Source organism: Nitrospira sp. Nam80 (genome assembly GCF_965152575.1).
Genome location: NZ_OZ224216.1, coordinates 468754 through 493039, shown reverse-complemented (window position 1 = coordinate 493039; position 24286 = coordinate 468754). Strand labels below are relative to the sequence as shown.

The window sequence follows — 24286 nt, the reverse complement described above, 5'->3', positions numbered from 1 at the left end:
CGTCAAAATGACGGAGAATAGCCCCTTTGCTCCGCACCGGGATTCGGTTGCGTGACCGCAGCAGGGCCAGCCTGGACAGATGCCGGCGCAACGGCATGGTGCGCCGCGTACATTGCTAATCCGGTAAACAACATCCCTCCGACTAAATTCCCCAGCGTCACCGGAATCTGATTCCACAGCCACCAACTGGAGAAACTGATCTCGCCGCCCAGCATCATACCGATGGGAATCAGGAACATGTTCACGACCGCGTGCTCGAACCCTTGAGAAAAGAAGAGCAGTGTCGGCCCCCAGATGGCGAGTATCTTGCCGGAAAAGGACGTCGACATATATGCCGCAACCACCGCCAGGCTAACCATCCAGTTACAGAGCATCCCTTTGGTAAAGACCGCAAGGAGTCCGGCCGATCCGTGCGACGCATAATAATTGGTCTTCGCTTGAGCAACCGCAATAAGCTTGGTTCCAACCGCATTGATTTGAGCATCTCCTGCGGTGGTCAACGCAATTGCGAACAACCCGGCATACAAGACGCTGCCCAAAAGATTACCGAAGAAGACCCATCCCCAATTCGCAAAGACTTGGCGCAAGCCCGCGTTTTTCTGGCCGTCAACCGCCGCGCAAGGAAGGAGAGCGAAACTACCCGTGATAATTTCCGCGCCCAGGAGAATGGCCAAAGCCAAGCCGAAGGGAAAGAGCAGGCTGCCGACGATCCAATACCCGGTCTCGACAGCTGCTGTCACGGCCATGCTTGTCCCAATGCCCAAATAAGCGCCGGCCAGCATGCCACGAAGTACCAGCTGACGCGGCGGCAAGCTCAGTTTCAATGCACCACCGGCCAGCATGCTTTCAACTACACCTTTCGGTTTTACGTAATCCATTTCTATGCTCCTTTCGAATATTGGCCGGGCGTGGCCGGGTTCGCCGTGGTCTATATATTCCCTGCCGTCACGATATTCCTGTATCAACGCAGGTCGGCTACTCGATAGGAAGTACGAGAGGAGGAGGGGCGGTCACAAAAATCGAACTGTCTCCCAAGGCGGCGGAACAAGACATACGCGGTACGAGCCGACTGAAAGTTCAAACAGAGCCCATCTCCTAATCCCCTACAGGTCAACTTCTTCTTCCTCTACAACTGTAGGCTTGGCCCTGCAAAATCAAGACCATGACACGCAACGATCGCGGGGTGGGTCGAATAGTCTGATTCTTCAGGACAATTTGATCGCAAATTGCACAGACGCACCTAGAAGAAAAATATAACTTCGAGGGCCGTGCGCTTTCGCACCATATCGTCGAGCGAAAACAGACATCGACGTGATTGAGCACGGCGCAGAACGGTGACACGGCTCTTTGTGGGATTTCATTCACCAATCGGGCTCGCGTGAGTACCCAGCTATCGATCACATCATAATAGCAACATGCTTCGAATCACTCCTGGGCCACACTATGATGAAATATGAACGAGCGGGAAAAAGGCGGGCTTAGTGAAGCAGTGCTTCTCTTAGCTTTTCATAGGCACTTGTAAATTATTCCGAATGGCCTCTTGCAGGACTCGACTGATTTGATATGGGGACGGTCCGAACACTTCGGTTATGAACCACCACGAATCGTATTGCGCTATTTAATCCACGTTCTATTCCTGCGACTATTTCGAAAGTATATCTGCCCGCTTCATTAGACCTAAATGTCTGCATGCATGCCTTGGCGGTACAAATGGTTACTCGCGTGCGATCTTTCGGATAAACTGCACAGATATTGACCCACGCCATATCCATAATACACAAGGTCCAAAAGAATCGTGTTCCGCCCACTGTAGCGGGGACTTCTCCCACTCAATGAGTGCTCCATCGCGCCACATTGCTGGAGCAGAATATGGCGACGCCCATCGGCAAGGGCATACCTGGTCGTCTCGACTTTTACTCTAATATAGATGGCCTCGCAGTCTCGGGTAGCTCGGCTTGACGAGGCTCTACCTTGTCAAAGAGAGAGAGAATGGACGCCTCACTACCCAATTCCCGGTGTTTTGTGTGATGCCGAACTGCTCACCTAACATTTCCGTTATTCTGGCCACGATCGTCTTGGTTTTTATCCGCTTCCCAATGACCTCTTGGCGCCTACTGAATCGTCAGAGATATGTTCATACGCTACCACTATTCCTCCGCATGGCAAACACGTAGTGGGCGGATCGAAGGGCCTTCGCCGCGTTTACTTCACGAAAAATGCGAGCCATCACGACTCGTGCAGAACTACAGATGAAATTGCTTGGTATTACTTGATGTAGAAGGAAGAACCGAGTGTCCGGTGCCGCGAAAGGAGGAGGAATAGAACTTGGCCTTGTCATTCATGAGCCAACGTCACCGTTCACGCATACTCTCCTGTAGAGACTTCAATAACGGGCTAAGGAGGTACTCAATCACCCGGCGCCGGCCTGTTATAATCTCCACCGTTACCGCCATTCCGGGAGCAAGTTGGATGGTCTTATCTTCGATCTGAATAGTAGATCGTTCCAAGTTCACGCGGCCGACATACACCAGATCGCCTTTATCTTTATCCAACGGTACCGCATCATCGGAGACGCTTAGCACCTTTCCAGGGATAGTGCCGTACAGAGTAAATGGAAAGGTCTGAATCTTGACCTCAACGGATTGGCCTTCTTTCACAAATCCGATATCCTTATTCTCGACTCTTGCCTCAACTTCTACCGGATGATCCAGGGGCACAATAATCATGAGTGGTTGCGCTGGCGTCACCACGCCACCGACGGTATGAACGGCAAGTTGCTGCACGATTCCCTGTACAGGCGCGGTAAGCTTCTGTAGCTCTGTTTTCTGTCCCGCTTTGCGCACGTCCTGCGATAATGAGGCGGCTTTTGTTTCTGTGTCCGCCAGTTCCGCCTGTTTACTCCGTTGAAACTCGGAAATGAGCGCCCGATGGCTCTTTTCCGCTTCGAACCAGGCTGCCTGATCCTGCCGCAATTTCTTCCGCTGCCCGGCCAGTTCCTGTGCCTTATCGATCCGTTGCTGCTCGAATTGAAGGAAGTCCATCTTTGACACAAACTGCTGAACGAGGAGTTTCTTATAGGCGGTCGCCCGTTCGGCTTCCATGGGCACTGTTGCTTCAAGCCGCCGAATATTCTCCTTGGTCGCCTCGATTGCAGCCCCACGCTGCTCAATGAGATGGCGCGCTGCATCCACTCGCGCAGAAAACTCGGATAGTTGGTCACGCAATATCTGTTGCTGCAAGGCGACAAACTGTGGATCGGCGTCGAGAGGCGCGCTGAATGAAGATTGCCCCGAAATCACGGCGCGCAAGCGCGCTGCTTCGATGATCGCGGCTCTATACTCATTGACTGCCCGATCCCGGTCGGCGCGATTTTGTGTTGGGTCCAGCTCAATGAGGATTTCACCCTGTCTCACAACCTGGCCGTCTTGCACATGGATGGCGGTAATCACACCGGATTCCAAAGGCTGGACCGTTTTGGTATGACCACTGGGGATGATCTTTCCCGGCGCCACCGCGACGATATCAATACGACTCAGTGAAGCCCACAGAATGCCCGACGTGAACGCCACTATGATCGTCCAAAGGATCGCGCGCCCGATTGGAGAAGGAGGCGAATCCTGAATTTGAAGAACGGCCGGCAGGAACTCTACCGCCTTTCCTCTCGTTGTGTTTCTGATGGACTGAGCAGATTGGAGTTGCCAAGCTGTCCTCCAGAGCGCGATATGTCGGAAGATCATCGCAAAGAATCTCATCATGCTGCGACGGACCTCCCCACCTGATACCTATGCAATCTGGCATAGAGGCCATTGCGCTTGAGCAGTTCGTCATGTGTCCCATCCTCACAAACCTGTCCCTTCTCGAGCACATATATGCGGTTCGCCGACCGAAGCGTACTTAATCGGTGGGCAATGATGACGACCGTTCGCCCTTTGGCAATCTGGGCCATGTTCTCCTGAATTATAGCTTCGGATTCATAATCTAATGCGCTCGTGGCTTCGTCAAAGATGAGGATGCGTGGGTCGGCCACCAAGGCCCGCGCAATCGCGATTCGTTGCCTTTGGCCGCCCGAAAGAGCCTGGCCATGTTCACCGACCACCGTGTCGTAGCCCTCCGGTAGTTCCAGAATAAGATCATGAGCACCGGCTAGCATGGCGGCCTGCATGATGCGCTCCATGGGAATTCCTGGGTCGCTCAGTGCGATATTGTCTCGAACGGAGCGGTTAAAGAGAAAGTTTTCTTGAAGCACAACGCCCACTTGCCGCCGCAACCACGCGGGATCCACCTGTGCCAGATCTACACCATCAATCAGGATTCGTCCTCGTTCCGGAACATATAACCGCTGCATGAGTTTGGCGATAGTACTCTTGCCTGACCCGGAGCGGCCGACAATGCCGAGAACCTGCTCCGGCTGCATGGTAATGGAGATCCGTTGCAAGACTGCAGGACCGTCGGGACGGTATCGAAAAGTCACGTCGTCAAAAATTATTCGACCGGAGATTTGCGGCAGGGTGGTGCGATTTGGATGGTACGACTGCTCCGCGCGTGTATTCAGGATGTCGCCAAGACGTTGGATCGAAATGCTGACTTGTTGGAATTCTTGCCAGAGGTTCACCAATCTCAGCAGTGGACCAGTAACCTGACCAGAAAGCATATTGAACGCGATCAATTGTCCGATGGTGAGTTCACCTCCGATCACCAGATAGGCGCCGGACCAAAGAATGGCAATGATCGTGCTTTTTTGAATGAAGCCGCCGACTTGACCGGCGATTGCGATCAGACTGCTGGAGCGGAAGCTGGCGTGGACATAGCCCGCCAATTGAGCATCCCATCGGCGTTGTAGGGACGGCTCCACCGCCATAGCTTTCACTGTCTGAATACCGTTCATAGCTTCAACCAGGAACGATTGATTTTCTGCTCCACGGATAAACTTCTCGTTGAACCGCGATCGAATAATCGGTGTGAGAAGGATGGAGAGTCCAGCGTAGAAGGGAAGAGATACGAGGACGATGATGGTCAATGTCGGGCTATAGAACCACATGACCACAATAAACACTATTGTAAACAGGACGTCGAGCAGAACGGTGACGGAGTTGCTGGTGAGGAATTGTCGAATGTGTTCGAGTTCACGGACCCGGGCGACAGTATCGCCCACTCGGTGTTTCTCAAAGTAGGCCAACGGCAAGGCGAGCAGATGCCGGAAAAGCTCGGCACCCAGTCCCACATCAATGCGGTTTGTCGTATGGGCGAAGAGATACGTGCGAAGTCCTCCGAGTACGGCATCAAACAGCGCCAAAGAGATCATGCCGCTCGCCAACACATGAAGTGTGGTGAACCCTTTATGTACCAGAACTTTGTCGATGACGACCTGTGTAAACAGTGGAGTCAAGAGAGCAAATACCTGCAGAACAAATGAAGCTAGCAAAACTTCACCGAGCAAGCGACGATACTTGACGACTGCGGGAATGAACCAGGTGAGGCCGAACGGAAGTTCTAGAGCGCCAAGCCCCGTCCGCTTGGTAACAAGAATAACGTCTCCGGCCCAAACCGACTCCATCTGACGTTTGGATAATATTAGAGGCCGGTCAGCAAGCGGGTCCTGTACGAGAATCTTATCATTTTCAACCTTGGCCATGACCACATGCCGCCCATCGGTTTGCTTGGCCATGGCGGGAAGAGGAAGAGTCATCAACTCTTTCCAACTCACGTGCATGCGAGCTGCTTTGAAGCCAAGGTGCTTAGCTGCTTGAAGAAGGGCGAGATCAGAGAGAGGATTGTCTGCCTCACCAAACTGATGCTGCAACTGGGTTCCATCGGCCGGAACTCCATGGAAGCGAGCCATTATGAGAAGACAAAGCAATCCGGAATCGTGACGCATACGTCTCGTGCTCGCAGCTTTCCGTTTTGGCTGAGGCTTTATCTAAGCGTTTACCTTCGAGCCTGCCATCATTTTGCGCAATTCCAGGCGGATGAGATTATTGAAGAACGATATGCAGATCGATTCGATAATGTCGAAATACGAGCGGCGAACATACAGAGGCGCACTCCCTCTCAGCTATCACACAAAAGAATGAAGTTTATTGCCCCTTGATATAAGCACGTAGCCCGATGCTTATTGTCTGCTAACGAAACTGTATATGTGATTCATGATTATTTCCTTCCCCCACCAACCGAGGATATCTTGATAAACCTATGGGGAATGTTTTTGATGAGCACTGCGTCCGTACACTGAGGTCCATACGGAGGCTGTCATGTTTGACTATATTGAATTCACACTCCTGTTTGGGTTGTTCGCCTTGGCCGGCATCACAATCATGACAAACATCCGAATTGAACTGTGGTGTGAGCGCTGGTTAGAGCGCGTATTTATGCAACCGCTTAGTAGCGAAACCACGAGCCGCACTACCACACAACCTGAGAGAATCTCCTGACGCCAGGCCGACGGGATTTAAGCCTCGAAGATATCGGCGCTTCCTCGTGAAATGTCCGTTATATTTCTCGAACCAATTCGATGCAGGAGCCGGCATGATCTGGAATATTTCCCTGAACGGCTGGCGCACCGACGGCACATGCACCGTAACAATCGTGACAGTACTGTCCTTATTCATGATACTTCCCCAATCGAACGAGACCGTTATTGTTAAAGAGAGCTGTGGCTCGATGGTCTCGAGGTCAGGAATTTGGTCTCCAGACCGGCGTCATTCATTCAATAGATTCAGGCCGTCTACGTACACTCATCAGCGGCTGGGGTGCAATTGAACAATCCTGCGTCACTGCCTTCCATGATTAGAATGGATCTCCTAGACTTAATAAGTCCTCACCGGTATGAAGTTGTCTGTAACCTCCCGGCTAAAGAGCTATTCTCTATGTACGCCCTACCAATCATGAAACCGTTCCATTCCGAATCCTTTCCGATGTATCTAAAGTCACCATAGGGGTGCACAAACTCGGGACGGTATTATGCCGCCTGCTGACTCGGGATACTTGTCGAAGTGGTAATTGGTTGCTGATGAGAAGGTGCCTTAATGGAGCCTATGCGACCCGCCGCCTGCAGTAGACGATTTTGGGCTGCTACCGCATCGACAACATACCCGCAGTTCATACAGCGCCATGCCTTCATCCAAAGATGTCCCGTTTCATGCAAATCAATGAAGCTATCTGTAACCATAAGCCCTTGACAACGTGCGCATGCCATAGCGACCTCCTAATTGTTTCCGCCATCCATCTCAAGCCTATCGTCTGAGATGCAGATTGGGAAGATTCCAAAGTACTAACACTGAGGAGGGTATGGCTTTCAAACCAATAAAAGTACCGGCGGCCTGATAAGTAAGAAGTAGCCTACCAGTAGCTTCAGTTTATGTGTGGCGGAAACCGGTGAAACTAACAGGAAATATTTACCGCGGGGTCACAAAACAACGGACCAATAACGGTAGGGGTCATATAATCACCGGACCGGTCGAACGCACCGCCGGTAGCGCCTAAAGGTGGTCCGCCGGTCATGCCTGGGAGGCCCCTGCCGGCCGAAACGAAAGTGGACCTGGGAGGGGAGGCTGAGGGACTACCGATCCCGGAATTAAGACCGACGGTGGTCTGGGTGGTCGTAACATTCGCGGGAACAGAGAATCCTGGAGATTGAATCTGTGCCCCTCCCTGCGTGTTTTGTGGTGCTAAATTCTGGGACCCGGCATTGGAAGGAGCCGAATTCGTTTGAGCATCAACTTTGTATACCCAGAAAACATTGCTTAAAAGCAAGACAAGCAATATTGTGCCATACCCCATCATGCAGCACCTCAAGGATACGCTAAGCGTGCAGCTATCATTGCCGGCAGTTAAAACGAATATAAAAAACGCATTATGTCGATCCTAGGCGAGCTATGAAACGACACCGGTAACTCAAAGAAAGAATATCACCAAGTTTGCGTGCGATACCTGTTAGCGAACAATCAACAACAATCGAAGAGGAAAATCGCATGAGAGCCACTTTGCATTTCCATCGTTCCAGCGATCGCCTTCGCCTCATATGTCCGATCATGTATTCCGGAATGCCTGCCATAGGTGAAGGGCTGATATTGAATTTATCTCCGTATGGTTGCACGGTCGAGGCAGCGCGCAGCGTTCTCAATGGCTGCCATATGAGATTGCGAATCTTCTTGTCTGATTCACATTCCTCACTTCACATAGAACTTGCCGCAGTGCGGTGGGTCTGCGAATCCTACTTTGGCCTAGAATTCCTTCGCATCTCCGACCAAGACCGCTCGCGCCTCGACCGTTATTTACGCAACTACCGTATCCTCACCGAAAGCCGTGATCTCTCCAGCACTGGCCCATCGCTCACACGCATCTGTTGATATTCAGATGCCATGTTTTCCGCATCACGCTATTTAGGAAGTTTGGGAAGAACGATCTTAATTGGCTCTCCGGTGAGCGCCTTTAGAAATTCGATGAGATCATGCTTTTCTTCGGCGCTAAGATTTAACGGCCGAACAAGTTGACTGAGATGAGCATTGGGTCCTCCACCCTTATCGAGAAAATCGATGACCTCCTCAAGAGTTTTAAAAACGCCGTCATGCATATACGGCGCAGTTTCGGTGATGCTGCGCAGTGTCGGAGTCTTAAAGGCGCCCTTATCCCGCTCCAAACGCGTCACGTCGAATCGCCCCAAATCTTCCTTCAACAGACCCTCTTGAGGAACCCCAAGATTGTGGAAGCCGTTATCCGTGAAATTCGGCCCGTTATGGCAAAGAATGCACCGGGCCTTGCCCCTGAATAGATCCATTCCCCGAACAGCGCTCTCAGTCATTGCATCCTTTTGCCCCATCACGTATTTATCGAACGAGGAGTTTTGGGACACGATCGTACGCTCAAAAGCCGCAATCGCCTCCGCGATATGCTGAAGACTGGCGCCTCCTCCAAAAATGAGTTGAAATTGCTTCTGATATCCGGGAACCTTCGAAATTTTTGGCACGACGGTGTGATGTGCTTCCGCCATCTCCACAGGATTGTGTATCGGGCCGATAGCTTGTTCTTCGAGGGAGCCGGCTCGACCATCCCAAAATTGAAAGGTATTGAACCCGGTATTATATACGGTCGGAGATTGTCGCCCACCGGCCGTTCCGAAGGCGCCGATGGAAAACTGCCGCGCGTCGGCGAATCCGGTACCAGGATTATGACAAAAGGCACAGGAAATCGCCCCATTTTTGGAAAGTCTCCCGTCAAAATATAACTGTTTCCCGAGTGCAACTTTCTGCTCATAGTTAAGATTCGTAGGTGGAGTCGGAACATATGCAGGCAGCGGGCTGATATCCGGAACGGTTCGCCCATCGATCATTACGGTTCCGACTGCTACCTCGTCCGACATCAACGTTTGCGCCTCCGCTTCCACATTAGATATTTTCGTACTTCCAACGGCGCCGTACAGAGCAGCAGCAATAATAACAGCCCATCGCATCATGAGAAGACTCCTTTCGCTGGTGACCGGCAGGCAAAAGGATATCACAGTGCCAATCATCACGGTAGGGCTACTTACTGCTGTCCGACCTATGGCGGGGTGCCAAACTCTATCATGGGAAAGCAGGACGCTGACTCTAGGAAGGCTGAACGGTCGCTTTCATGAGACTATCAGCTTGAGGAGGGGAAAACCCTTGATAACCTTCATGTCGTTCAGCCAGTTCAAGCACCGAGAAGGGCTGGCCGTTCACTATTTCAGGAGCAGTAAAGATTTGCCGTAATTTGCCTCCCCGTGTGCCCACAATCTCTCCGGCAAAGACAACGCCTCTGCCTTTTAACTTGGCAATAGCCTGTTCGATATTGTGAACCCGGATGGCAAGATGGTGAAACGCGCCATCGCCGAACTGCCTAACCCATCCCGGGATGATGCTGGTCTTACCGCGCTCGTCAGAATAAGCTTGGTCCACAAATAATGCCGGGTATCCGGCACAGCGATAGACTTTCGCATACCAGTCATCGAAATTCAGCGTCTCGGAATGGGCATACCCCAATATTAGAAATTCCTGCACCCGGGCGTCTATATCGGCGGTGCGAATCGTCAAGTGATCAACTACAGGACTGAATCCTATCCCAATCTCATCAAGCAAATCGCTGACTGTACGGGCGGCGCGGTTTCCCACGAGATAATCACGGGTCATCCTGGTAATGAGAGCGTCCAATTCACTCCCCCGTATCATACCGCCTCCTTTCGAATTCATGGCCGAATTTGATGCCCTGAGCCAGAGGCAATTCAGTGCCCCAATTAACGGTCGTCGTCTGTCGGCGCATATAGGCCTTCCATGAATCAGACCCGGCTTCCCGCCCTCCACCGGTGGTCTTTTCACCACCGAAGGCTCCGCCGATCTCCGCTCCCGACGTACCGATATTGATATTCGCAATACCGCAGTCGCTCCCGTCGACTGACAGAAATCGTTCACTGTGCCGTATATTCATTGTGAACATGGAGGAGGATAAACCTTGTTCAACGCTATTGTGAAGTGCCAGGGCTTCTTCAAGAGTCCTATATGTCATGGCATATAGAATGGGAGCGAAGGTTTCGCGCTGAACGATCGAACTTTGGTTCCTCACCCTGACGAGAGTCGGTTCAACAAAACAACCTGGCCGGTCTAGGACATGCCCGCCGTATAAGATTTCGCCGCCTTCACGTTGTATGGCAGCCAACGCTTCTTTATAGCCCTCGACGGCTGCCCGATCAATCAAGGGGCCCATAAGCACGTCAGGCCGCAGTGGATCGCCGATCTCGACCTGCTGATAGGCCGAAATTAATTGCGACACGACCTGATCATAGCGCGATTCGTGCACAATGAGTCGGCGCGTCGTCGTGCAGCGCTGTCCGGCCGTCCCGACCGCTCCGAACATGACCGCGGGCAACGCCAGATGCAACTCCGCCGTCTCATCGATGATCACAGCATTATTACCGCTCAATTCCAGCAGGCTGCGTCCCAAACGATGGGCCACTGTTTGCGCAACCTTCCGCCCCACGCGCACCGAACCGGTAAAGGAAATAAGCGGAAGCCTCTCGTCCCGCACCATGGATTCAACTAGAGGCGTACGATCCGTAATGAAAAGGCAGAACACTCCGGGACATCCGTGCGCCTCCATGACTTGATTGCAAATGTGTTGGACGGCAATGGCGCAGAGCGGCGCCTTCGGAGACGGCTTCCAAAGCACGGTATCGCCGGCGACCGCAGCGAGAAAGGCATTCCAAGCCCAAACCGCGACCGGAAAATTGAACGCGGTTATGACGCCGACAACGCCGAGGGGATGCCATTGTTCGTACATTCTGTGTTGAGGCCGCTCGGAATGCATCGTGTACCCATACATCATCCGAGATTGGCCGACGGCGAAGTCGGCCATATCGATCATTTCTTGAACTTCACCGTCGCCTTCGACTTTGATCTTGCCGACTTCTAATGAGACGAGCGTTCCCAGTAAATCTTTCTTTTCGCGCAATGCCTGGCCGATCAGCCGGACGATCTCCCCCCGTTTCGGAGCCGGAACATGCCGCCATTTTTGGAAAGCCCGATGGGACTCTTCAAGCAGGCTTGCCAAGTCTGCCGCCGTGCACCCGGCGACTTCGGCAAGCAGGTTCCCTGTCGCCGGATTGTACGATTGAATCCGTTCAGCGCTGTCTACAGGACTCCAAGACGTCGACGAGGAACAGCCGCCTGCATTCAATCCCTTAATACCCAGCGCGTGCAGCACCTTGGCGATATCCATTCAATCCCTCTTACCGATAGCAAGTCCCAAACCGATTGGCGAGGATATCCGGCAAAGAAAACGTTTCCTGAGTCACGAATCCGGCGTATTGCGACGGATTCGTGCACACGAGGTCGACCACGCTGCAAAGGGCAGACGCCGTCGTCACTTGAATTGCCGACCACAACCGGCCTCGGATCGTTTGCGGATAGACTTTCTTCACATATGTCTCCTCAAAAAGCTCGCCGTGTCGTACGCCTGTCACCGCTGCATAGATCAATACGACGTCTTGAAGAGTTTGCGGGATCGCTCGTTCCAGGATTCTCTTTAAGGTGTCACGATCATCGTTAAGCTTCAGATCGTTCATGAGGAGATGCATCTTTTCGCAATGCCCCGGATAGCGAAGCGTCTTATAATTCATCGTACGCACCGCCCCCTCGTAGGTATCGGCCAGGGTCCCGAGCCCGCCCGATGTATTAAACGCCTCGTACAGCAAGCCGTCCATTTCAATCGTCTCATAGCCTTCCAGGGGAAGAAGCCGGACTCGCTGGCCTCGTTCAATGCCATAACACATATTGCCATACTCATTGATCAATCCGTCCGTCGACCAGGTCAGCGAATACTTCAAGGCATTGCTTGGGTGCACGGGGAGGGCGCCGACCCGCATCTTGACGGTATCGACGCTGTCAAACAGGGTCATCAGATGATGGGCCGCGATACTGATATAACCGGGAGCCAATCCGCACTGCGGGATAAAGGCGTGTGCGGCTCCCGCACTGAGTTCATTTACTTGCCGCGTGACTTCGACGTCCTCTGTCAGGTCGAAATAATGCAACTCATGGCATCGCGCCAATTCCGCGACTGCAGGGTTGCAGAAGTAGGGGAGACTGGAGATCACGCCATCGAAACGATGGCCGCGCAAATATTCGGCAACCAGCTCGGGATGGCGCACATCGAGTGCGCAAGGCGTGACCGTTGTAAGATGGAGTTCCTCAACCAGTCGCTTGGGGGCATCCAAGGAGACATCCGCAAGATGAACATCATACTCGCCACTGTCACCTAACAGGCATGCGATCAATGATCCGATCTTTCCGGATCCCAGGATCAGGACGGAATGCATACAAGGCATTATACTCTCGTCTGGGAAGCAAAGGACTATTTCATGATTTAAACCAACAGGCCGCGAGAGGAGAGTGCTGCGACAATGAATCATGCCGAAGCAGAGCATCCCGGCCCGTCGAGCGAACTTCTGAGGCTAGGACGACCGCGAAGGAGTAATCAAGGGCAGATCGCTAGGACCAGCGGCGTCCATGGCTTCAAATAACAGGCAGCACTTCAAACGACCGCACACGCCGAGCAGTTTGGGATCGTCTACGGGCAGACCCAGACGACGCGCCTGCTTCACACCGACTGGTTTGATGTCGATCAGAAAACTTGCGCAGCAAAGCGTCAAGCCACAGGTATCAACCCCGCCTAACCTGCTGGCTTCATCCCTCACGCCAATTTGACGCATTTCGATCCGTCCGCCGAAACGCCGGGCGAGGCCCCGCACGAGGCTCCTAAAATCGATCCGCTCCTCTGCCGTGTAAACGACGGTCATCTGACGACGGGTGAGTGAGCAATAGACCTCTACCAATTTCATGCGAAGACCCAGCATAGCGGCCTGCTCTCGACAGGTCGCCATGCACTCGATCGCCAGCTTTTCGTAACCTTCGATTGCAGTCAGATCCTCTTGCGTGGCCCGCCGCACCACCGTGCTCAGCACACGCATCGGCGGGATAAACCGCATAACGTACGGTTCGACATAGACGACCCCGTAGGTCAGTTCGCCTCCTGCTTCGAGAATAACCCGATCGCCAAGTCGGAGGACCGCGTCGCCCACCGCGAACTTTTTAAGTTCGCCGCGGTCACGAACCTTTACCCCGGCGAGCCGGATATTGGCAGGGTACGGCTGGTTCAATTCATCGGCTATGGCAGAGCTCAGCACGCGGCCATGATACAGGAATCACTCCTCTGGGGGAAACAGAGATTGTCGCCTGCCATGCCGGCGCTGGCCGATTGAGGGCTACAGAACGGGTGGGACACTTGCTCGGTCCATTATGGAGAAGACTCGTATAGTCAGTGGGCATCCTTCATCAAGCGCATACGCCTCACTCAACCCTATCATGTTGATTTTTAAGCAGCTTATCATAAGGAGATGGGTCTGGAAGTTATGTTAGGCTAAAAGCTGTTCTTCTTCATTATTTTTATTCAACAGGTGGCGAGCATGTTGCGGATTCCCCATAGAGTTGTTTTTCCCTTCGGATACCACATTACTGTTCGGCAGGTCACGGATTCGGATATGGACCGCCGGGATCCCAATGCCGATGGTATTTGGGATAACGACACCAAAACGATTTACATTAGAAAGCGCCTTCCAGTCACACGACGCCGGTATATCCTGGCTCACGAACTCGGTCATGCTTGGCTGGATTGGCAACACCGGCACCTGGACAATGGAAAGGCTCGAACGTGACCTATTTCTTAGAGGCGGCCTTCAGCTCTTCCGCCAATGCCATGACGGCGTCCCACTCCGCGGGTCGGACCGGCTGCACCGACAAACGCGACCCTTTCCTCAATAACTCCATATGCTTTAATGTTCGTTCTCTTCGAAGTCGCTGCAGAGACATTGCTTTCATAAAGCGGCGCACAAAGCGAATGTCCACCATGTCCCATCTCGGCTGCCTGGGATCACTGTCCGGATCATAATGGCTGTCCTTCGGGTCGAATTGCGTCGGATCCGGATAGGCAGTACGGACAACCTCGGCCGTGCCCACCACCGCGGGAGGATCGGCATTGCTATGGTAAAATAGGATCTCATCGCCGATTTTCATACTGCGCATAAAATTACGCGCCTGATAGTTCCGCACCCCCTCCCAACAGGTCGTCTTCTTAGGGGAACGGAGTAGATCATCGATTGAGAAGGCTTCTGGCTCCGATTTCATCAGCCAGTAATGCTTTTCTGCGCTCATCGAAATCCTCCTGACTGCTTGGTGCCCGCTTCAGAGCAGTGTATTCTGGCTGACAAGCCCTTAGCATAGACGGAGTGGAATATGGAATTTCCCCCCATCCTGTTCGCCGGATACAAAATGCTAAAATATTTCCTGTATCCGGTTTCATGGATCGTCGCCCCCCTGGTATTGGCCACCGGCATTGCGCTCCTTCCTTACTCTCCGCAGCGGTTCCGATTCATCCGGTTGCTGCTTCTTTTCTCAACGATCTTGACGTTCCTTCTGGCAACACCAATTCCAGGCAGGACCCTCCTGGCTGTACTGGAAGCGTGGTATCCACCTTTTCAGCCATCGGCCGCGACAAAATTTGATGCTATCGTCGTATTGGCTGGAGGAATCTACCCGCAAGGAACATTGAGACCGGAACACGAACTATCCGAGCAGTCCCGTCATCGAACCGCTTGTGGAGCCGATTTATTCCACCAGAGCGTCGCTCCAAAATTGATTCTGGTCGGAGGTGATGCGTCCGTGTTTGGGCGAGGTCCATCGGAAGCCAGCGAAATGAAACGGTTTGCAAACCGGCTCGGCGTCATGGACACGGCCATTATCACGGAAGAACAGTCACGCAATACATATGAGAACGCCGTCAATGTCAGGCGGCTCGTGAACCATGGATCGATCCTCTTAGTCACATCGGCGTACCACCTTCCGCGAGCTGTCCCAATATTCGCCAAGCAGGGATTCCATGTGACACCAGCCCCGTGCGGGTATGAGACAAGGGATCGCCCGGGAGAGGGGTTGGATCAAATCAATGTCACCGACCTCTTACCTTCCTACCATGCGTTGGAAACCGCGACCCATGCCGTCGACGAGCTGGCGGGGATCGTGGTGTATTGGATGACCGGCGCGCTGTAAAAGACACGTCTCATTTCCGGTCGTCTCGCCGCCTTTCAAATCGCTATTCCATGGAACCGTCTCTCTCAATGAACCCAAGGAGCGCTCGATAGGTTCGTTCTCTCGTCAGTGCCTTGGAAGCGGACGGGTCAATGTTTTGCTGGAGCCAAACCTCTTCTTCTATAAAATCACGGGCTTGGTCACATACCGTCCACATGGCGTGCAGAAAATCCTGTGGCAAACCCATCTGGACGCCTTCCGATTCAATACGATCATCTAGAATCGCGAGGAGATCGGAAATGGCCTGATCCGGATGATAGGCGCTGGTCGAGAAGCCAAAGGTCGCCTTTTCCACGGTTTCCTGATGGGCCTGCTCGACTAAATCACCCATATACTCCTTCAACAGGCCAATGATGTGTCCAGAAAATCGCATAGAATGGCGCATTATCGATCATCATTCTCCACCGCGCAAGCGGCGCCGATTTCAGATCGAACGTTGATCTGTTGATTGATTCAGTGACAGATCACACGCTCTTTCTGTTTACTGGAAGCGCCACAGCCACAACCCAGTTGACCGCTCGCTCGGCGGTTCACTATGATGTCCGCATTTGAAGCAGGACTATCGACCAGTGACCTGCTTCCCATCGTCATGACCAACACCTCTGCTGCCGAACGCTTCCATGTCTCGCTTCTGACCCCGGCGGGGCAAATTACGACCGAAGTCTCCGTCCCGACGCAGTTCGTTCCTGTCACAGCGATTGTACCATTGCTACGATCACTCGGCTCGCAAGCGCAGCAATTGGAAGAAGATCGCGCGAGGGAAAAGGGAGAATCGGTTTCATGCCGGAAGGGCTGTGCCGCTTGTTGTCGCATGCTCGTGCCATTGTCGGTCCCGGAAGCCTTTGCCTTAGAGGCCTCGATTGAGCGACTTCCCGAAGATCAGCGGCTTCATATCCACGCGCGCCTTAAGGTTGCCAAGGACCGGCTACAGAACAGCGATCTATGGGACCGGCTGCAGGCGGTTTCGGAATCAGTGACGTCGCCGACCGACGAAACGCTTGAACCGCTCAATCAAGAGTACTACGCTCTACGGATGCCTTGCCCGTTCTTGGAGGAGGAACAGTGCGGCATTTATGAAGACCGGCCGGCCGCCTGCCGGGAACTGCTGGTGACCTCACCGGCGGAACTCTGCCAGGATTTGACGGATACGCGCATCCGGCCTATTCCCCTTGCATTGCGAATCAGCACCGCCCTTGGCCTCTTGTGGGCTGAACTGACCGGCACGCCCCCCCGCCTTGTACCCCTTCCCGTGGCGATTGACTGGGCGACACGCCATCGTGCGGACCGAGAGCGCGCTTGGCCGGGAACCGACCTATTCGATAAAGCGCTCGACAAACTCTGGCGGTATCTCAGCCAGGAATTCGAATCGCGCAGGTCCGCAGAGGATTAAAACCGGCGGCTTCAGACATGCCGAAAAGAGAGGATTGAATGGAGCATCCGATCATAGTCTGTCTTGATCTTGAAGGGGTGCTTGTGCCGGAAATATGGATCAATGTCGCAATCAAGACGGGCATCGAAGAATTGAAAGTCACGACCCGAGAAGTCCCAGATTATGACGCGCTGATGAAGCGACGGCTGGCCATCCTGGATGAACATAAATTGAAGCTGGCTGACATTCAGGCCGTCATCGCCGGCATGGGGCCACTGAACGGCGCCGCTGATTTTGTGGGATGGATCCGAGAGCGCTGTCAACTCATTATCCTTTCCGATACCTTTTACGAGTTCGCGCGTCCCTTAATGCAACAACTGGAAAATCCTACACTCTTCTGCAATCAACTTGAAATCGATCGAGACGGCCGGATCCGCAACTATCACCTTCGACAACCCAACCAGAAGAAACATGCCGTCGCGGCGCTCAAGTCTCTCAATTTCCGTATATTGGCTTCGGGAGACGCCTATAACGATACAGCGATGCTCGGAGAAGCTCACGCCGGATTTTTCTTTTGCCCGCCGGAGCAGGTGGCCGGCCAGTTTCCGCAGTTTCCCGTGACATACACGTATGCGGAATTAAAAGAGCACCTTCGCCGAGCCGGCCCGCTGGAATTCTAACGGGTTCGATCAGGACACGCCCGCCGCTTTTCCGGTTGCCCTCGAACAAGAAAGAGGCCCCGCCGAGACGATATGTCTCGGCGGGGCCTCTCCGCATCAAACACACGACCGGCTACAATAACCTCAATGCCCGGTTATGGTGCGACGTAACTCCCGTATTTCGGAACCGTATCGCACCCCGGCCCCTGCCCATTGTTAGCCTGGCAAAGATGAAACAAAGCTCCCTGCGCCGATAACCGAGCCTCTTTATGTTGAGCCGATCGGCCGTATTCGGACGCCATTTCCAGTTGATGGAGAGAATGTTTCCCGGCTCCCGCCGACTGCGCCTTACTTAATGCGTCCTGCAACTTTGCCGTGGCACTCTTGATGACGCCAACGTCGGATCCCCACCGCTTGAGCGGGTCCACGGTGGTGCGCTTCCCAAGTCCCGGGGGATCGCTCAATTCAGCAATGGCATCATTCGTCAATTGAATAGCATCGGCCAGTTGGGCCTGTGCAGCCATCGGCATGCCGGCCAAAACCAGCACCGCCACTCCCACTGCCACAAATATGAGTCTTTTCATCATACATCTCCTTTGTGTCGCTTGAGCAGCCGTCTGCTTGCTGCTCCGGCCTCAACTAGAAGTTCATCCAAAGTGAGACATAGGCCCAATGTTGGTTGACTTGTTGATTCAAGGTGCTGGTCAGATAGCCTCCCGCGAACAATGTGCCATAGGTGGCCTGAAGGGCCACTTTGCCATCGGCAAACATTCTGGTCCATGTCACGTCGATTTCGTCGCCGACATGCTTCTTGGTGTTGGTGGCATTCGAAAACACATAGCATCCTTGAGCGCCCCGATACCAACAATCTTTCGAGTTGGCGAGATTCAGGTTCGTATACCAGATTTCGATATGGTCTCTCGCCGACGGACGAGCCTGGAAATTCACCGATGGGGACAACATATTTTTCCAGGCTTGGACGTCCATGTATCCCATATGGATATGGTTGGTCGGGAAAAAGTTTTCAAACGTATTGGCGGTCGAACAAGAACCGGGAGTCGCGCCGCAGGTATTGTTCCGGCTATCGCCGGAGGCGTAGTCGAAGTTAAATGCCAGGCGAGGTTTCCACTTCCAGTCGTAGGCCGTGTAGCCGACCCAGTTTCTGGTGGCCCAGGCGTTGATGTGCAAGCATTTTTGCTCGCCGCTACAAGCTCCGACCTGTCCCATTTGACCGAATTGCCAGGCCGTCTCGCTCGAGAAGTCCCACCCGCCTTTTCGCATTTCCACCCGGCCGCCGACCATGTGCCGCGTCTGGTTCGAATGCTTCGCGGTACCAAGTCCTTGAGCCGCATTGTCCGCAGAGCCGAGATTGTTCTTATAGTAAACATAGTACGGTTCGATCACGAACCCGGGAATGGCCTTGTACTGATTATAAAAGATAAACATATCCGCATCGCGATTCGCGTCTCTTCCGCTCGTGCCGGCGATATTCGGCCCGCCGCTTCCGACCGGCGCTGCCTGTGCAATGTCTGTCTCCGAATTGCGGAACCAACCGAAATAGCTGTCGAATGTCTTCGTCTGATAGGCGAACATGACACCGTCATGCGAATAACCGGTATTCGCCCAGTCAAAGTGGCCGAACAGCGAGTGATTGCCGAAAATCACATACTGCCGACCGACCTTCATGCTCAGGCCTTGAACGCCGGCCAGATTCCTGACCAACATGTAGGCCGCACGCACGCCGAGCCGGCAGGCTCCGTTCGCAGTAGACGAACAGTTGTGGTTCAGCGGGTCGCCCCCGTTTCCGGCATTCAGCGCGTTGCCATTGCCGCCCCATGTCGCCGAGTCGATGATTTCCATGTAGAAGTTCACATCCGGCGACAAATCGTAGCCGATACCAAGCCTGATCCACTGTTGCACAAAGAAGTCGTTGCCTTTATTCCCCGCGGTCGCGCCCGAGTTCGGCGCCGCGCCTCGGGCATTGGCGCCGCCGAACGTGTTACAGGCGCCTCCGGCGAGAATCGCCCCGCCGAAACAGGTGTTGTTTCGCATTTCCGGCCTGACGCGCAGGTCGGCTCTCATCCAAAGATTCTTGATATCGAAGTTTCGTCCAATGACTGGATCGTACAATTCATAGGCCTCTTTTTGAGGCATGTTGCGGGGAATTGCTGGCAGATTCGTGATTCGTTCTCCGGGCGGTAATTCGAACCCGGCAAAGGCAGGTACTGTCATGAGCTGCAAAACGGCCACCGCCGCAGCTCCAACCATGGTGGCCCAACGGGCCCACCTTTTCCATCCTTGGATGCTTCTCATAGCGTTCCTCCTGTGAATTGGATGGCAGCCTTAATGTCCCACCCACGCCGGCTGCCGACTCGAACATCCAACCGCTGTTGCACTATGAAGCAACTTCTTATGTGCGACTCAAATTTTTCCGGAGACTGAAGTGCCCCCTTCTCCGGCCTGTCATATGCGCTCTCCGCGACCGGACACTGGCACAGACCAATGTCGAATTGCGATGACGCCAGCCACCCCCTTTCATTAAGAATCGCCCTGCGTAGGGTTACAGTTGTTTCGGCAGACCCGACTCTTCTGCCGCCCGCTCGACTCCGCTGGTCGCTGTATTGATCTCGTCTTCGGCTTCTTTCATCGACGCCTGGAAGTCTTGCTCGACCATTTTAACTTCCTGCTGAATCATATTCAGTTCAGGTTCAACGGTCTTCTTGAGATCGTCGGCGGTTTCCTTGAACCCTTTGACAGCTTTCCCGACTTGACGACCGATTTCGGGCAGTTGCTTGGGGCCGAACAGAAGAAACGCGATGATGAGAATGATGAGGATTTCTCCGGCACCGAGACCAAACATAATTCATCCGCTCACAAGCCGAATGTTCTGGGCTCTCCTGGCCGTCATCATCCCTGCGTCGCACGTTGCTGTGGCGCCGTCGTCGCCGCCGGTTGAGCGGGCGGCGGAGCAGCGGATTGCGTTGGTTGCTGGATTTGGGCAGGTGGCGCAGCGGGCTGCTGCGGTTCCGACGTCGATGCCGTGACATCGATGGCGTCTGCTTCATTGACGGATTTCTTGAATCCTTTGATCGCTTTTCCGAGACCTTCTCCGAGCTGCGGAATCTTTCCCGCCCCAAAAATAATCAGGACGATGATCAAGATCAAGAGCAACTCCATCCATCCAAATGAGCCAAACATGGTGTGACAAGCTCCTTAATGGCGGCTCCCGCCCAATAAACAGGGTCCCGGAAGGGAGCAACATTGGGACGCCCAGCCGGTCGATCTTGCGATGCGCGATCTGCGGACTCGACCTTTACGAATAGTGACCTGCTCCCGCACGGCAGGCGTCCTCATCAAAATTGCGGGAGAGGCTATAGAACTTCCCTCAAATAGTCAAGCAGATTCTCTTGGAAACTTCAAGGCTTCGACCAAACGGTCCAAGGAAAAGTTCAGCAATGTCAGGGACGAAAAAAGAAATGACAGTAATCAATCGGCGCGGGGGGCGCCCCAAGCACCATTTGGATTGATTCTCGATCGTACCCGATGTCTTGGAGCTCGCTCTGCGCGCGCAAGAGTTCCTCTTCTGTGAGGTATGCGACCGTGTCCGGAACACCCTGTCGTTTCAGTGAAGCCAATGTGGCTTGCAGTGCGTCCCGTTCCTGGGAAGGCATTTCGCTGCGCAATGGAAAATCCAAAGTCCGTTCATACGGGCTCTCGTAGACGGCATTCAGAGCATGAATCGTGCGAATGGTCAGGCGATCCAGTTGCCATGGCTCGGCCTTGGTTCCTGCAAGCGGGTGGCAGGCGAGCAGATCCATCAACGTGATGACGTTCGTGCATAGCCGGCTCCCTACAAATTCCCGCTGGGGCTCTGTCATGACGGCAGATACGTTTAGATGTTTGGCCACCATTCCAAGGAGTGCAAAGTTGACCATAAAACTGTACTGACCGCCGAATTGACCGTAGCAGGGCTTCTCCGGGTCGTTGAGCACGGCCATGTCGGACGTGCCCGCATCGAAGCTGCTGAAACCTATGGCATCAGGAGCGAGGAGACGCTTCGCTTCCCGGATTGTGGCAGAAGCGCCCAGATTCACCGGCACCAGCACCTGCTCATCAATGAGCTTGAGAAATTCGCTGATGGTCTTCCGGAATAGGACGTCCTTCCATTCGATTTTGTGATACTCCTTTTCCCAGATAATGTCATCGAAAAACGGCGGAAATGCTTGCAGCGCCCGGACGTCTTTGTCGGCAAACAGGCGAATGAATTCCGACCAATTCGATATGGCGGCTGTCTTTTCCTCGCTCAAATTCGGCCTGAGATGTTCTTCCTCAACCTCGCCATCTTTTTTCACGAGCAGTTTGGTCGGCAGATCGTTCCACAACTCGTTGCAGAAAATCCGGTCGACCGAGTGGTCTCGAACGGATTGCAGTTGCTGAACATCTGCGCAGAGCACCTCTATTTGGTTCAGATGAGACGACAAATCCGGGTGAGCCCGCGCAGCGTCCAACGTCTCAGGATGAGAATCGATCAAAAGATATCGCACGCGGGGATAGAGCCGTCCCTCTTCATCCAGCGTTCTCAGATGCGTCAGAAAACAGGCGGCCAGGTTGCCATTACCCGGCCCCCATTCCATGATAGTCAACGGGATGGCGGCAGGCTGTGAAGAGTTGGCCTGCTTCAGGCTTCCCTTTGCGGCAACGCCGTCCCGCTGCAAGGCCTTTTCGTAGTAATCGATGGCCAACGCGTGGCCGAGCCGAAAATCTCCGGATGCAAAGGTCTGCGAATAGGCGTGAAGCTGTTTTCCTCTGAGACGGTAAAACAGGTAATTGATGTGGGCTTGCCAAAGATCTACCGCACGATAATCTCCGAGCGGTTGCGGCAGCGCGTCCAGGTCTTGTAATTGTCCGGCGATCTGTTGTTCCATTTTCATTCGTCCGTAAAAGAAAGGCGGATTTTAACAGGAAGAGATTTTTAGCTGCAACCTGAGCCGGTGGAAGGGCGCCGGCTTTCTTGACAGCGTCGGGGAAGCCGGTGTACCACGTCATTATGGGAATGATCTGCCTTCCGGACGTCCTGCGCCGGCCGCTCACATCGCTATTCGTGGCCTGCGTGTTCGCATTTAATGCCGCGCTCGTGTGGGCTGAGGAATTGCCGCTCACCCGCAACGTGCCGATTCCTGAGTATCAAAATCGCACGCAAGACATGCACCAGTACGACTTCGACGCTCCCCCTGAAGGGATGTTTCGCTCCATTGTTCTGTCGGAATCCTTTGAGGAGGAGCTGGGCTCCCAGCGGACTCATGAAATCGTCCCGGTCAGACCCACGGAACAGTTCCACTCCGATTCGGCTCCTGTTTTTATCGTGTTCAAATTGCATCAGCACTACCAATCTTTTCAGTTGTTCGGGCTTTGCTATCCGGAGGACGTGTCCGGATTGGATCGGGACACCCTTGTGAGTCAGGATGCGATGTATGTGGCGTTGGAAGATGATACAGGGTACTTGAAATTGTTAGCTCCCCAGGAAGGATGGAAACCGGGTCGCTATAAGATTCTGATTCATGCCGGCGAACAGGTGAATGAGATGACGCTGATGGGCACGATGCGGTTTACGATAGCCGGGATGCCGACACCTTCCGCCTCTTCTCTGGTGCCGGGGCCCTAATCTCCTGTGCCGATTCATATCGTCGCTTTATCCGGCTATTTCGAGCTTCGGCAATGGATGCCCGCTCGAGACTCAAGTGAAGATCTCGATCGCACGCCCAGGAGTTTGACCCTTGTTTGAGCCTTCTGTAGAATGCGCGACGTGTCCGCGCAAGATTGTCGAGAAAGCCGTCTTTCTCCATGACTGGAGTTTCCCGCCCATGGGCCTCTGTCGTCATCCCCATCAAGGATGAGCGAGAGAATCTGATTCCGCTGACGGAGCAGCTACTGAAGGCTCTTACATCACGGGATGAGTCCCGATCGGCTCCCTTCGAAATTGTCTTTATCGACGATGGCAGCACCGACGGCAGCGGGGAGGCGCTTGATCAATTGGCTGCGCGGCATCCCGAGGTGAGCGTGATTCATTTTGACCGGAACTACGGCCAGTCCTCCGCATTCGACGCCGGCTTCAAGCAATCGACCGGCGAACTGGTGATCACCATGGACGGCGATCTGCAGAATGATCCGGCTGATATCGGAACCTTGCTGGCCTACGTCAAGGATTTTGATCTGGTGTGCGGATGGCGAACAAACCGCCACGACAGCCCGGTCCGAAAGATTTCTTCCCGTATCGCGAACGCGGTTCGAAGCGCGATCACCGGAGACCGGGTGCACGACACGGGCTGTTCATTGAAAATATTCCGGCAGGCCGTCGTGGCAAGACTGCAGATGTTTGAAGGCATGCATCGCTTTTTCCCGGCTCTCGCGCTCATGCATGGGTTTACCGTGACCGAAGTGCCGGTGCGGCATTATCCCCGTACGCACGGCATCTCCAAATATGGCGTGGGAAATCGGCTCTTCAAGGGACTCTACGATCTCCTCGCCGTTCGTTGGATGCAGCATCGCTGTCTGCGATACCGACTCCGCACGCCGAAGAGTTCTACCTAGCGCGGCGATTCCGGATCTTTCTC

22 protein-coding genes are annotated in these 24286 nt (G+C 53.7%); 7 read left to right on the top strand and 15 right to left on the bottom strand.

The genetic code is table 11. The features are described from left to right. Window positions 1-2: 2 nt before the first annotated feature. The 3 genes from ACWGXE_RS02330 to ACWGXE_RS02320 all read right to left on the bottom strand — a co-directional run bounded on the left by ACWGXE_RS02330 (window position 3) and on the right by ACWGXE_RS02320 (window position 5875). A complete protein-coding gene (locus ACWGXE_RS02330; RefSeq protein WP_447601016.1) occupies window positions 3-878 on the bottom strand; it encodes a formate/nitrite transporter family protein in 876 nt (291 codons plus the stop codon). A 1473-nt stretch (window positions 879-2351) separates the two neighbouring features. Continuing rightward, window positions 2352-3755 (bottom strand): HlyD family type I secretion periplasmic adaptor subunit, encoded by a 1404-nt coding sequence (locus ACWGXE_RS02325; RefSeq protein WP_447601015.1) that lies wholly within the window; start codon window positions 3753-3755, stop codon window positions 2352-2354. Beyond that, a complete protein-coding gene (locus tag ACWGXE_RS02320) occupies window positions 3752-5875 on the bottom strand; it encodes a type I secretion system permease/ATPase (protein ID WP_447601014.1) in 2124 nt (707 codons plus the stop codon). The genes ACWGXE_RS02325 and ACWGXE_RS02320 overlap by 4 nt, the downstream gene beginning before the upstream one ends. A gap of 2092 nt (window positions 5876-7967) precedes the next feature. Here ACWGXE_RS02320 and ACWGXE_RS02315 point away from each other — a divergent pair. Next, window positions 7968-8345 (top strand): PilZ domain-containing protein, encoded by a 378-nt coding sequence (locus tag ACWGXE_RS02315; RefSeq protein WP_447601013.1) that lies wholly within the window; start codon window positions 7968-7970, stop codon window positions 8343-8345. Between the two features lie 29 nt (window positions 8346-8374). Here ACWGXE_RS02315 and ACWGXE_RS02310 read toward each other — a convergent pair whose 3' ends face one another. The 5 genes from ACWGXE_RS02310 to ricT all read right to left on the bottom strand — a co-directional run bounded on the left by ACWGXE_RS02310 (window position 8375) and on the right by ricT (window position 13690). After that, window positions 8375-9448, bottom strand: a complete 1074-nt coding sequence (locus ACWGXE_RS02310) for a cytochrome-c peroxidase (RefSeq protein WP_447601012.1) — start codon at window positions 9446-9448, stop codon at window positions 8375-8377. Between the two features lie 133 nt (window positions 9449-9581). After that, window positions 9582-10181, bottom strand: a complete 600-nt coding sequence (locus tag ACWGXE_RS02305; RefSeq protein WP_447601011.1) for a VOC family protein — start codon at window positions 10179-10181, stop codon at window positions 9582-9584. After that, the gene (gene amaB, locus ACWGXE_RS02300) at window positions 10165-11724 is read right to left on the bottom strand and encodes an L-piperidine-6-carboxylate dehydrogenase (RefSeq protein WP_447601010.1); all 1560 of its coding nucleotides are present in this window, start codon (window positions 11722-11724) and stop codon (window positions 10165-10167) included. Before amaB ends, ACWGXE_RS02305 begins: the two co-directional genes overlap by 17 nt. 10 nt (window positions 11725-11734) lie before the next feature. Further along, the gene (locus ACWGXE_RS02295; RefSeq protein WP_447601009.1) at window positions 11735-12823 is read right to left on the bottom strand and encodes a saccharopine dehydrogenase family protein; all 1089 of its coding nucleotides are present in this window, start codon (window positions 12821-12823) and stop codon (window positions 11735-11737) included. Window positions 12824-12958: 135 nt separating this feature from the next. Continuing rightward, window positions 12959-13690 carry a regulatory iron-sulfur-containing complex subunit RicT gene (ricT, locus tag ACWGXE_RS02290; protein ID WP_447601008.1) on the bottom strand — a complete coding sequence of 244 codons (732 nt, stop codon included), beginning with the start codon at window positions 13688-13690 and terminating at the stop codon, window positions 12959-12961. A gap of 279 nt (window positions 13691-13969) precedes the next feature. Between ricT and ACWGXE_RS02285 the strand changes: the two genes are divergently transcribed. After that, on the top strand, window positions 13970-14218 hold the full coding sequence (locus ACWGXE_RS02285) for an ImmA/IrrE family metallo-endopeptidase (protein ID WP_447601007.1): 249 nt from the start codon (window positions 13970-13972) through the stop codon (window positions 14216-14218). Between the two features lies 1 nt (window position 14219). On the opposite strand, the gene ACWGXE_RS02280 is transcribed toward ACWGXE_RS02285, so the two are convergent. Then, on the bottom strand, window positions 14220-14714 hold the full coding sequence (locus ACWGXE_RS02280) for an EVE domain-containing protein (protein WP_447601006.1): 495 nt from the start codon (window positions 14712-14714) through the stop codon (window positions 14220-14222). An 81-nt stretch (window positions 14715-14795) separates the two neighbouring features. On the opposite strand from ACWGXE_RS02280, the gene ACWGXE_RS02275 reads away from it, so the two are divergent. Continuing rightward, window positions 14796-15608 carry a YdcF family protein gene (locus tag ACWGXE_RS02275; protein WP_447601005.1) on the top strand — a complete coding sequence of 271 codons (813 nt, stop codon included), beginning with the start codon at window positions 14796-14798 and terminating at the stop codon, window positions 15606-15608. A 43-nt stretch (window positions 15609-15651) separates the two neighbouring features. Here ACWGXE_RS02275 and ACWGXE_RS02270 read toward each other — a convergent pair whose 3' ends face one another. Beyond that, window positions 15652-15978, bottom strand: coding sequence for a hypothetical protein (locus tag ACWGXE_RS02270; protein WP_447601004.1), 327 nt, complete (start codon window positions 15976-15978; stop codon window positions 15652-15654). A 204-nt stretch (window positions 15979-16182) separates the two neighbouring features. Here ACWGXE_RS02270 and ACWGXE_RS02265 point away from each other — a divergent pair, with 204 nt between their 5' ends. Together ACWGXE_RS02265 and thrH are read left to right on the top strand one after the other, a co-directional pair. Then, window positions 16183-17037, top strand: a complete 855-nt coding sequence (locus tag ACWGXE_RS02265) for a YkgJ family cysteine cluster protein (RefSeq protein ID WP_447601003.1) — start codon at window positions 16183-16185, stop codon at window positions 17035-17037. A gap of 38 nt (window positions 17038-17075) precedes the next feature. Continuing rightward, window positions 17076-17696 carry a bifunctional phosphoserine phosphatase/homoserine phosphotransferase ThrH gene (gene thrH, locus ACWGXE_RS02260; protein WP_447601002.1) on the top strand — a complete coding sequence of 207 codons (621 nt, stop codon included), beginning with the start codon at window positions 17076-17078 and terminating at the stop codon, window positions 17694-17696. Window positions 17697-17830: 134 nt separating this feature from the next. Here thrH and ACWGXE_RS02255 read toward each other — a convergent pair whose 3' ends face one another. The 5 genes from ACWGXE_RS02255 to ACWGXE_RS02235 all read right to left on the bottom strand — a co-directional run bounded on the left by ACWGXE_RS02255 (window position 17831) and on the right by ACWGXE_RS02235 (window position 22600). Further along, the gene (locus ACWGXE_RS02255) at window positions 17831-18262 is read right to left on the bottom strand and encodes a hypothetical protein (protein ID WP_447601000.1); all 432 of its coding nucleotides are present in this window, start codon (window positions 18260-18262) and stop codon (window positions 17831-17833) included. Between the two features lie 52 nt (window positions 18263-18314). Beyond that, entirely contained in the window at window positions 18315-19988 is a 1674-nt protein-coding gene (locus tag ACWGXE_RS02250; RefSeq protein ID WP_447600999.1) for an alginate export family protein, read from the bottom strand. Between the two features lie 247 nt (window positions 19989-20235). Continuing rightward, window positions 20236-20535, bottom strand: a complete 300-nt coding sequence (tatA, locus tag ACWGXE_RS02245; RefSeq protein ID WP_447600997.1) for a twin-arginine translocase TatA/TatE family subunit — start codon at window positions 20533-20535, stop codon at window positions 20236-20238. 47 nt (window positions 20536-20582) lie between these two features. Beyond that, on the bottom strand, window positions 20583-20873 hold the full coding sequence (gene tatA / locus ACWGXE_RS02240) for a twin-arginine translocase TatA/TatE family subunit (protein WP_447600995.1): 291 nt from the start codon (window positions 20871-20873) through the stop codon (window positions 20583-20585). Between the two features lie 260 nt (window positions 20874-21133). Then, entirely contained in the window at window positions 21134-22600 is a 1467-nt protein-coding gene (locus ACWGXE_RS02235) for an SAM-dependent methyltransferase (protein WP_447600993.1), read from the bottom strand. Between the two features lie 107 nt (window positions 22601-22707). Between ACWGXE_RS02235 and ACWGXE_RS02230 the strand changes: the two genes are divergently transcribed. Beyond that, a complete protein-coding gene (locus ACWGXE_RS02230) occupies window positions 22708-23337 on the top strand; it encodes a hypothetical protein (RefSeq protein WP_447600991.1) in 630 nt (209 codons plus the stop codon). A gap of 179 nt (window positions 23338-23516) precedes the next feature. After that, window positions 23517-24263, top strand: a complete 747-nt coding sequence (locus tag ACWGXE_RS02225) for a glycosyltransferase family 2 protein (protein ID WP_447600990.1) — start codon at window positions 23517-23519, stop codon at window positions 24261-24263. Window positions 24264-24286: the final 23 nt, after the last annotated feature.

Bases quoted from the DNA above. Each gene is read 5' to 3' on its own strand.
- ACWGXE_RS02255 (WP_447601000.1), bottom strand. From the start codon at position 18,262: ATGATGAAAAGACTCATATTTGTGGCAGTGGGAGTGGCGGTGCTGGTT.
- ACWGXE_RS02265 (WP_447601003.1), top strand. From the start codon at position 16,183: ATGATGTCCGCATTTGAAGCAGGACTATCGACCAGTGACCTGCTTCCC.
- amaB (WP_447601010.1), bottom strand. From the start codon at position 11,724: ATGGATATCGCCAAGGTGCTGCACGCGCTGGGTATTAAGGGATTGAAT.
- ACWGXE_RS02310 (WP_447601012.1), bottom strand. From the start codon at position 9,448: ATGATGCGATGGGCTGTTATTATTGCTGCTGCTCTGTACGGCGCCGTT.
- ACWGXE_RS02285 (WP_447601007.1), top strand. From the start codon at position 13,970: ATGTTGCGGATTCCCCATAGAGTTGTTTTTCCCTTCGGATACCACATT.
- ACWGXE_RS02275 (WP_447601005.1), top strand. From the start codon at position 14,796: ATGGAATTTCCCCCCATCCTGTTCGCCGGATACAAAATGCTAAAATAT.
- ACWGXE_RS02330 (WP_447601016.1), bottom strand. From the start codon at position 878: ATGGATTACGTAAAACCGAAAGGTGTAGTTGAAAGCATGCTGGCCGGT.
- ACWGXE_RS02235 (WP_447600993.1), bottom strand. From the start codon at position 22,600: ATGGAACAACAGATCGCCGGACAATTACAAGACCTGGACGCGCTGCCG.
- thrH (WP_447601002.1), top strand. From the start codon at position 17,076: ATGGAGCATCCGATCATAGTCTGTCTTGATCTTGAAGGGGTGCTTGTG.
- ACWGXE_RS02280 (WP_447601006.1), bottom strand. From the start codon at position 14,714: ATGAGCGCAGAAAAGCATTACTGGCTGATGAAATCGGAGCCAGAAGCC.
- ACWGXE_RS02325 (WP_447601015.1), bottom strand. From the start codon at position 3,755: ATGATGAGATTCTTTGCGATGATCTTCCGACATATCGCGCTCTGGAGG.
- ACWGXE_RS02270 (WP_447601004.1), bottom strand. From the start codon at position 15,978: ATGGGTGATTTAGTCGAGCAGGCCCATCAGGAAACCGTGGAAAAGGCG.
- ACWGXE_RS02320 (WP_447601014.1), bottom strand. From the start codon at position 5,875: ATGCGTCACGATTCCGGATTGCTTTGTCTTCTCATAATGGCTCGCTTC.
- ACWGXE_RS02315 (WP_447601013.1), top strand. From the start codon at position 7,968: ATGAGAGCCACTTTGCATTTCCATCGTTCCAGCGATCGCCTTCGCCTC.
- tatA (WP_447600995.1), bottom strand. From the start codon at position 20,873: ATGTTTGGCTCATTTGGATGGATGGAGTTGCTCTTGATCTTGATCATC.
- ACWGXE_RS02305 (WP_447601011.1), bottom strand. From the start codon at position 10,181: ATGATACGGGGGAGTGAATTGGACGCTCTCATTACCAGGATGACCCGT.
- ACWGXE_RS02295 (WP_447601009.1), bottom strand. From the start codon at position 12,823: ATGCATTCCGTCCTGATCCTGGGATCCGGAAAGATCGGATCATTGATC.
- tatA (WP_447600997.1), bottom strand. From the start codon at position 20,535: ATGTTTGGTCTCGGTGCCGGAGAAATCCTCATCATTCTCATCATCGCG.
- ACWGXE_RS02225 (WP_447600990.1), top strand. From the start codon at position 23,517: ATGACTGGAGTTTCCCGCCCATGGGCCTCTGTCGTCATCCCCATCAAG.
- ACWGXE_RS02250 (WP_447600999.1), bottom strand. From the start codon at position 19,988: ATGAGAAGCATCCAAGGATGGAAAAGGTGGGCCCGTTGGGCCACCATG.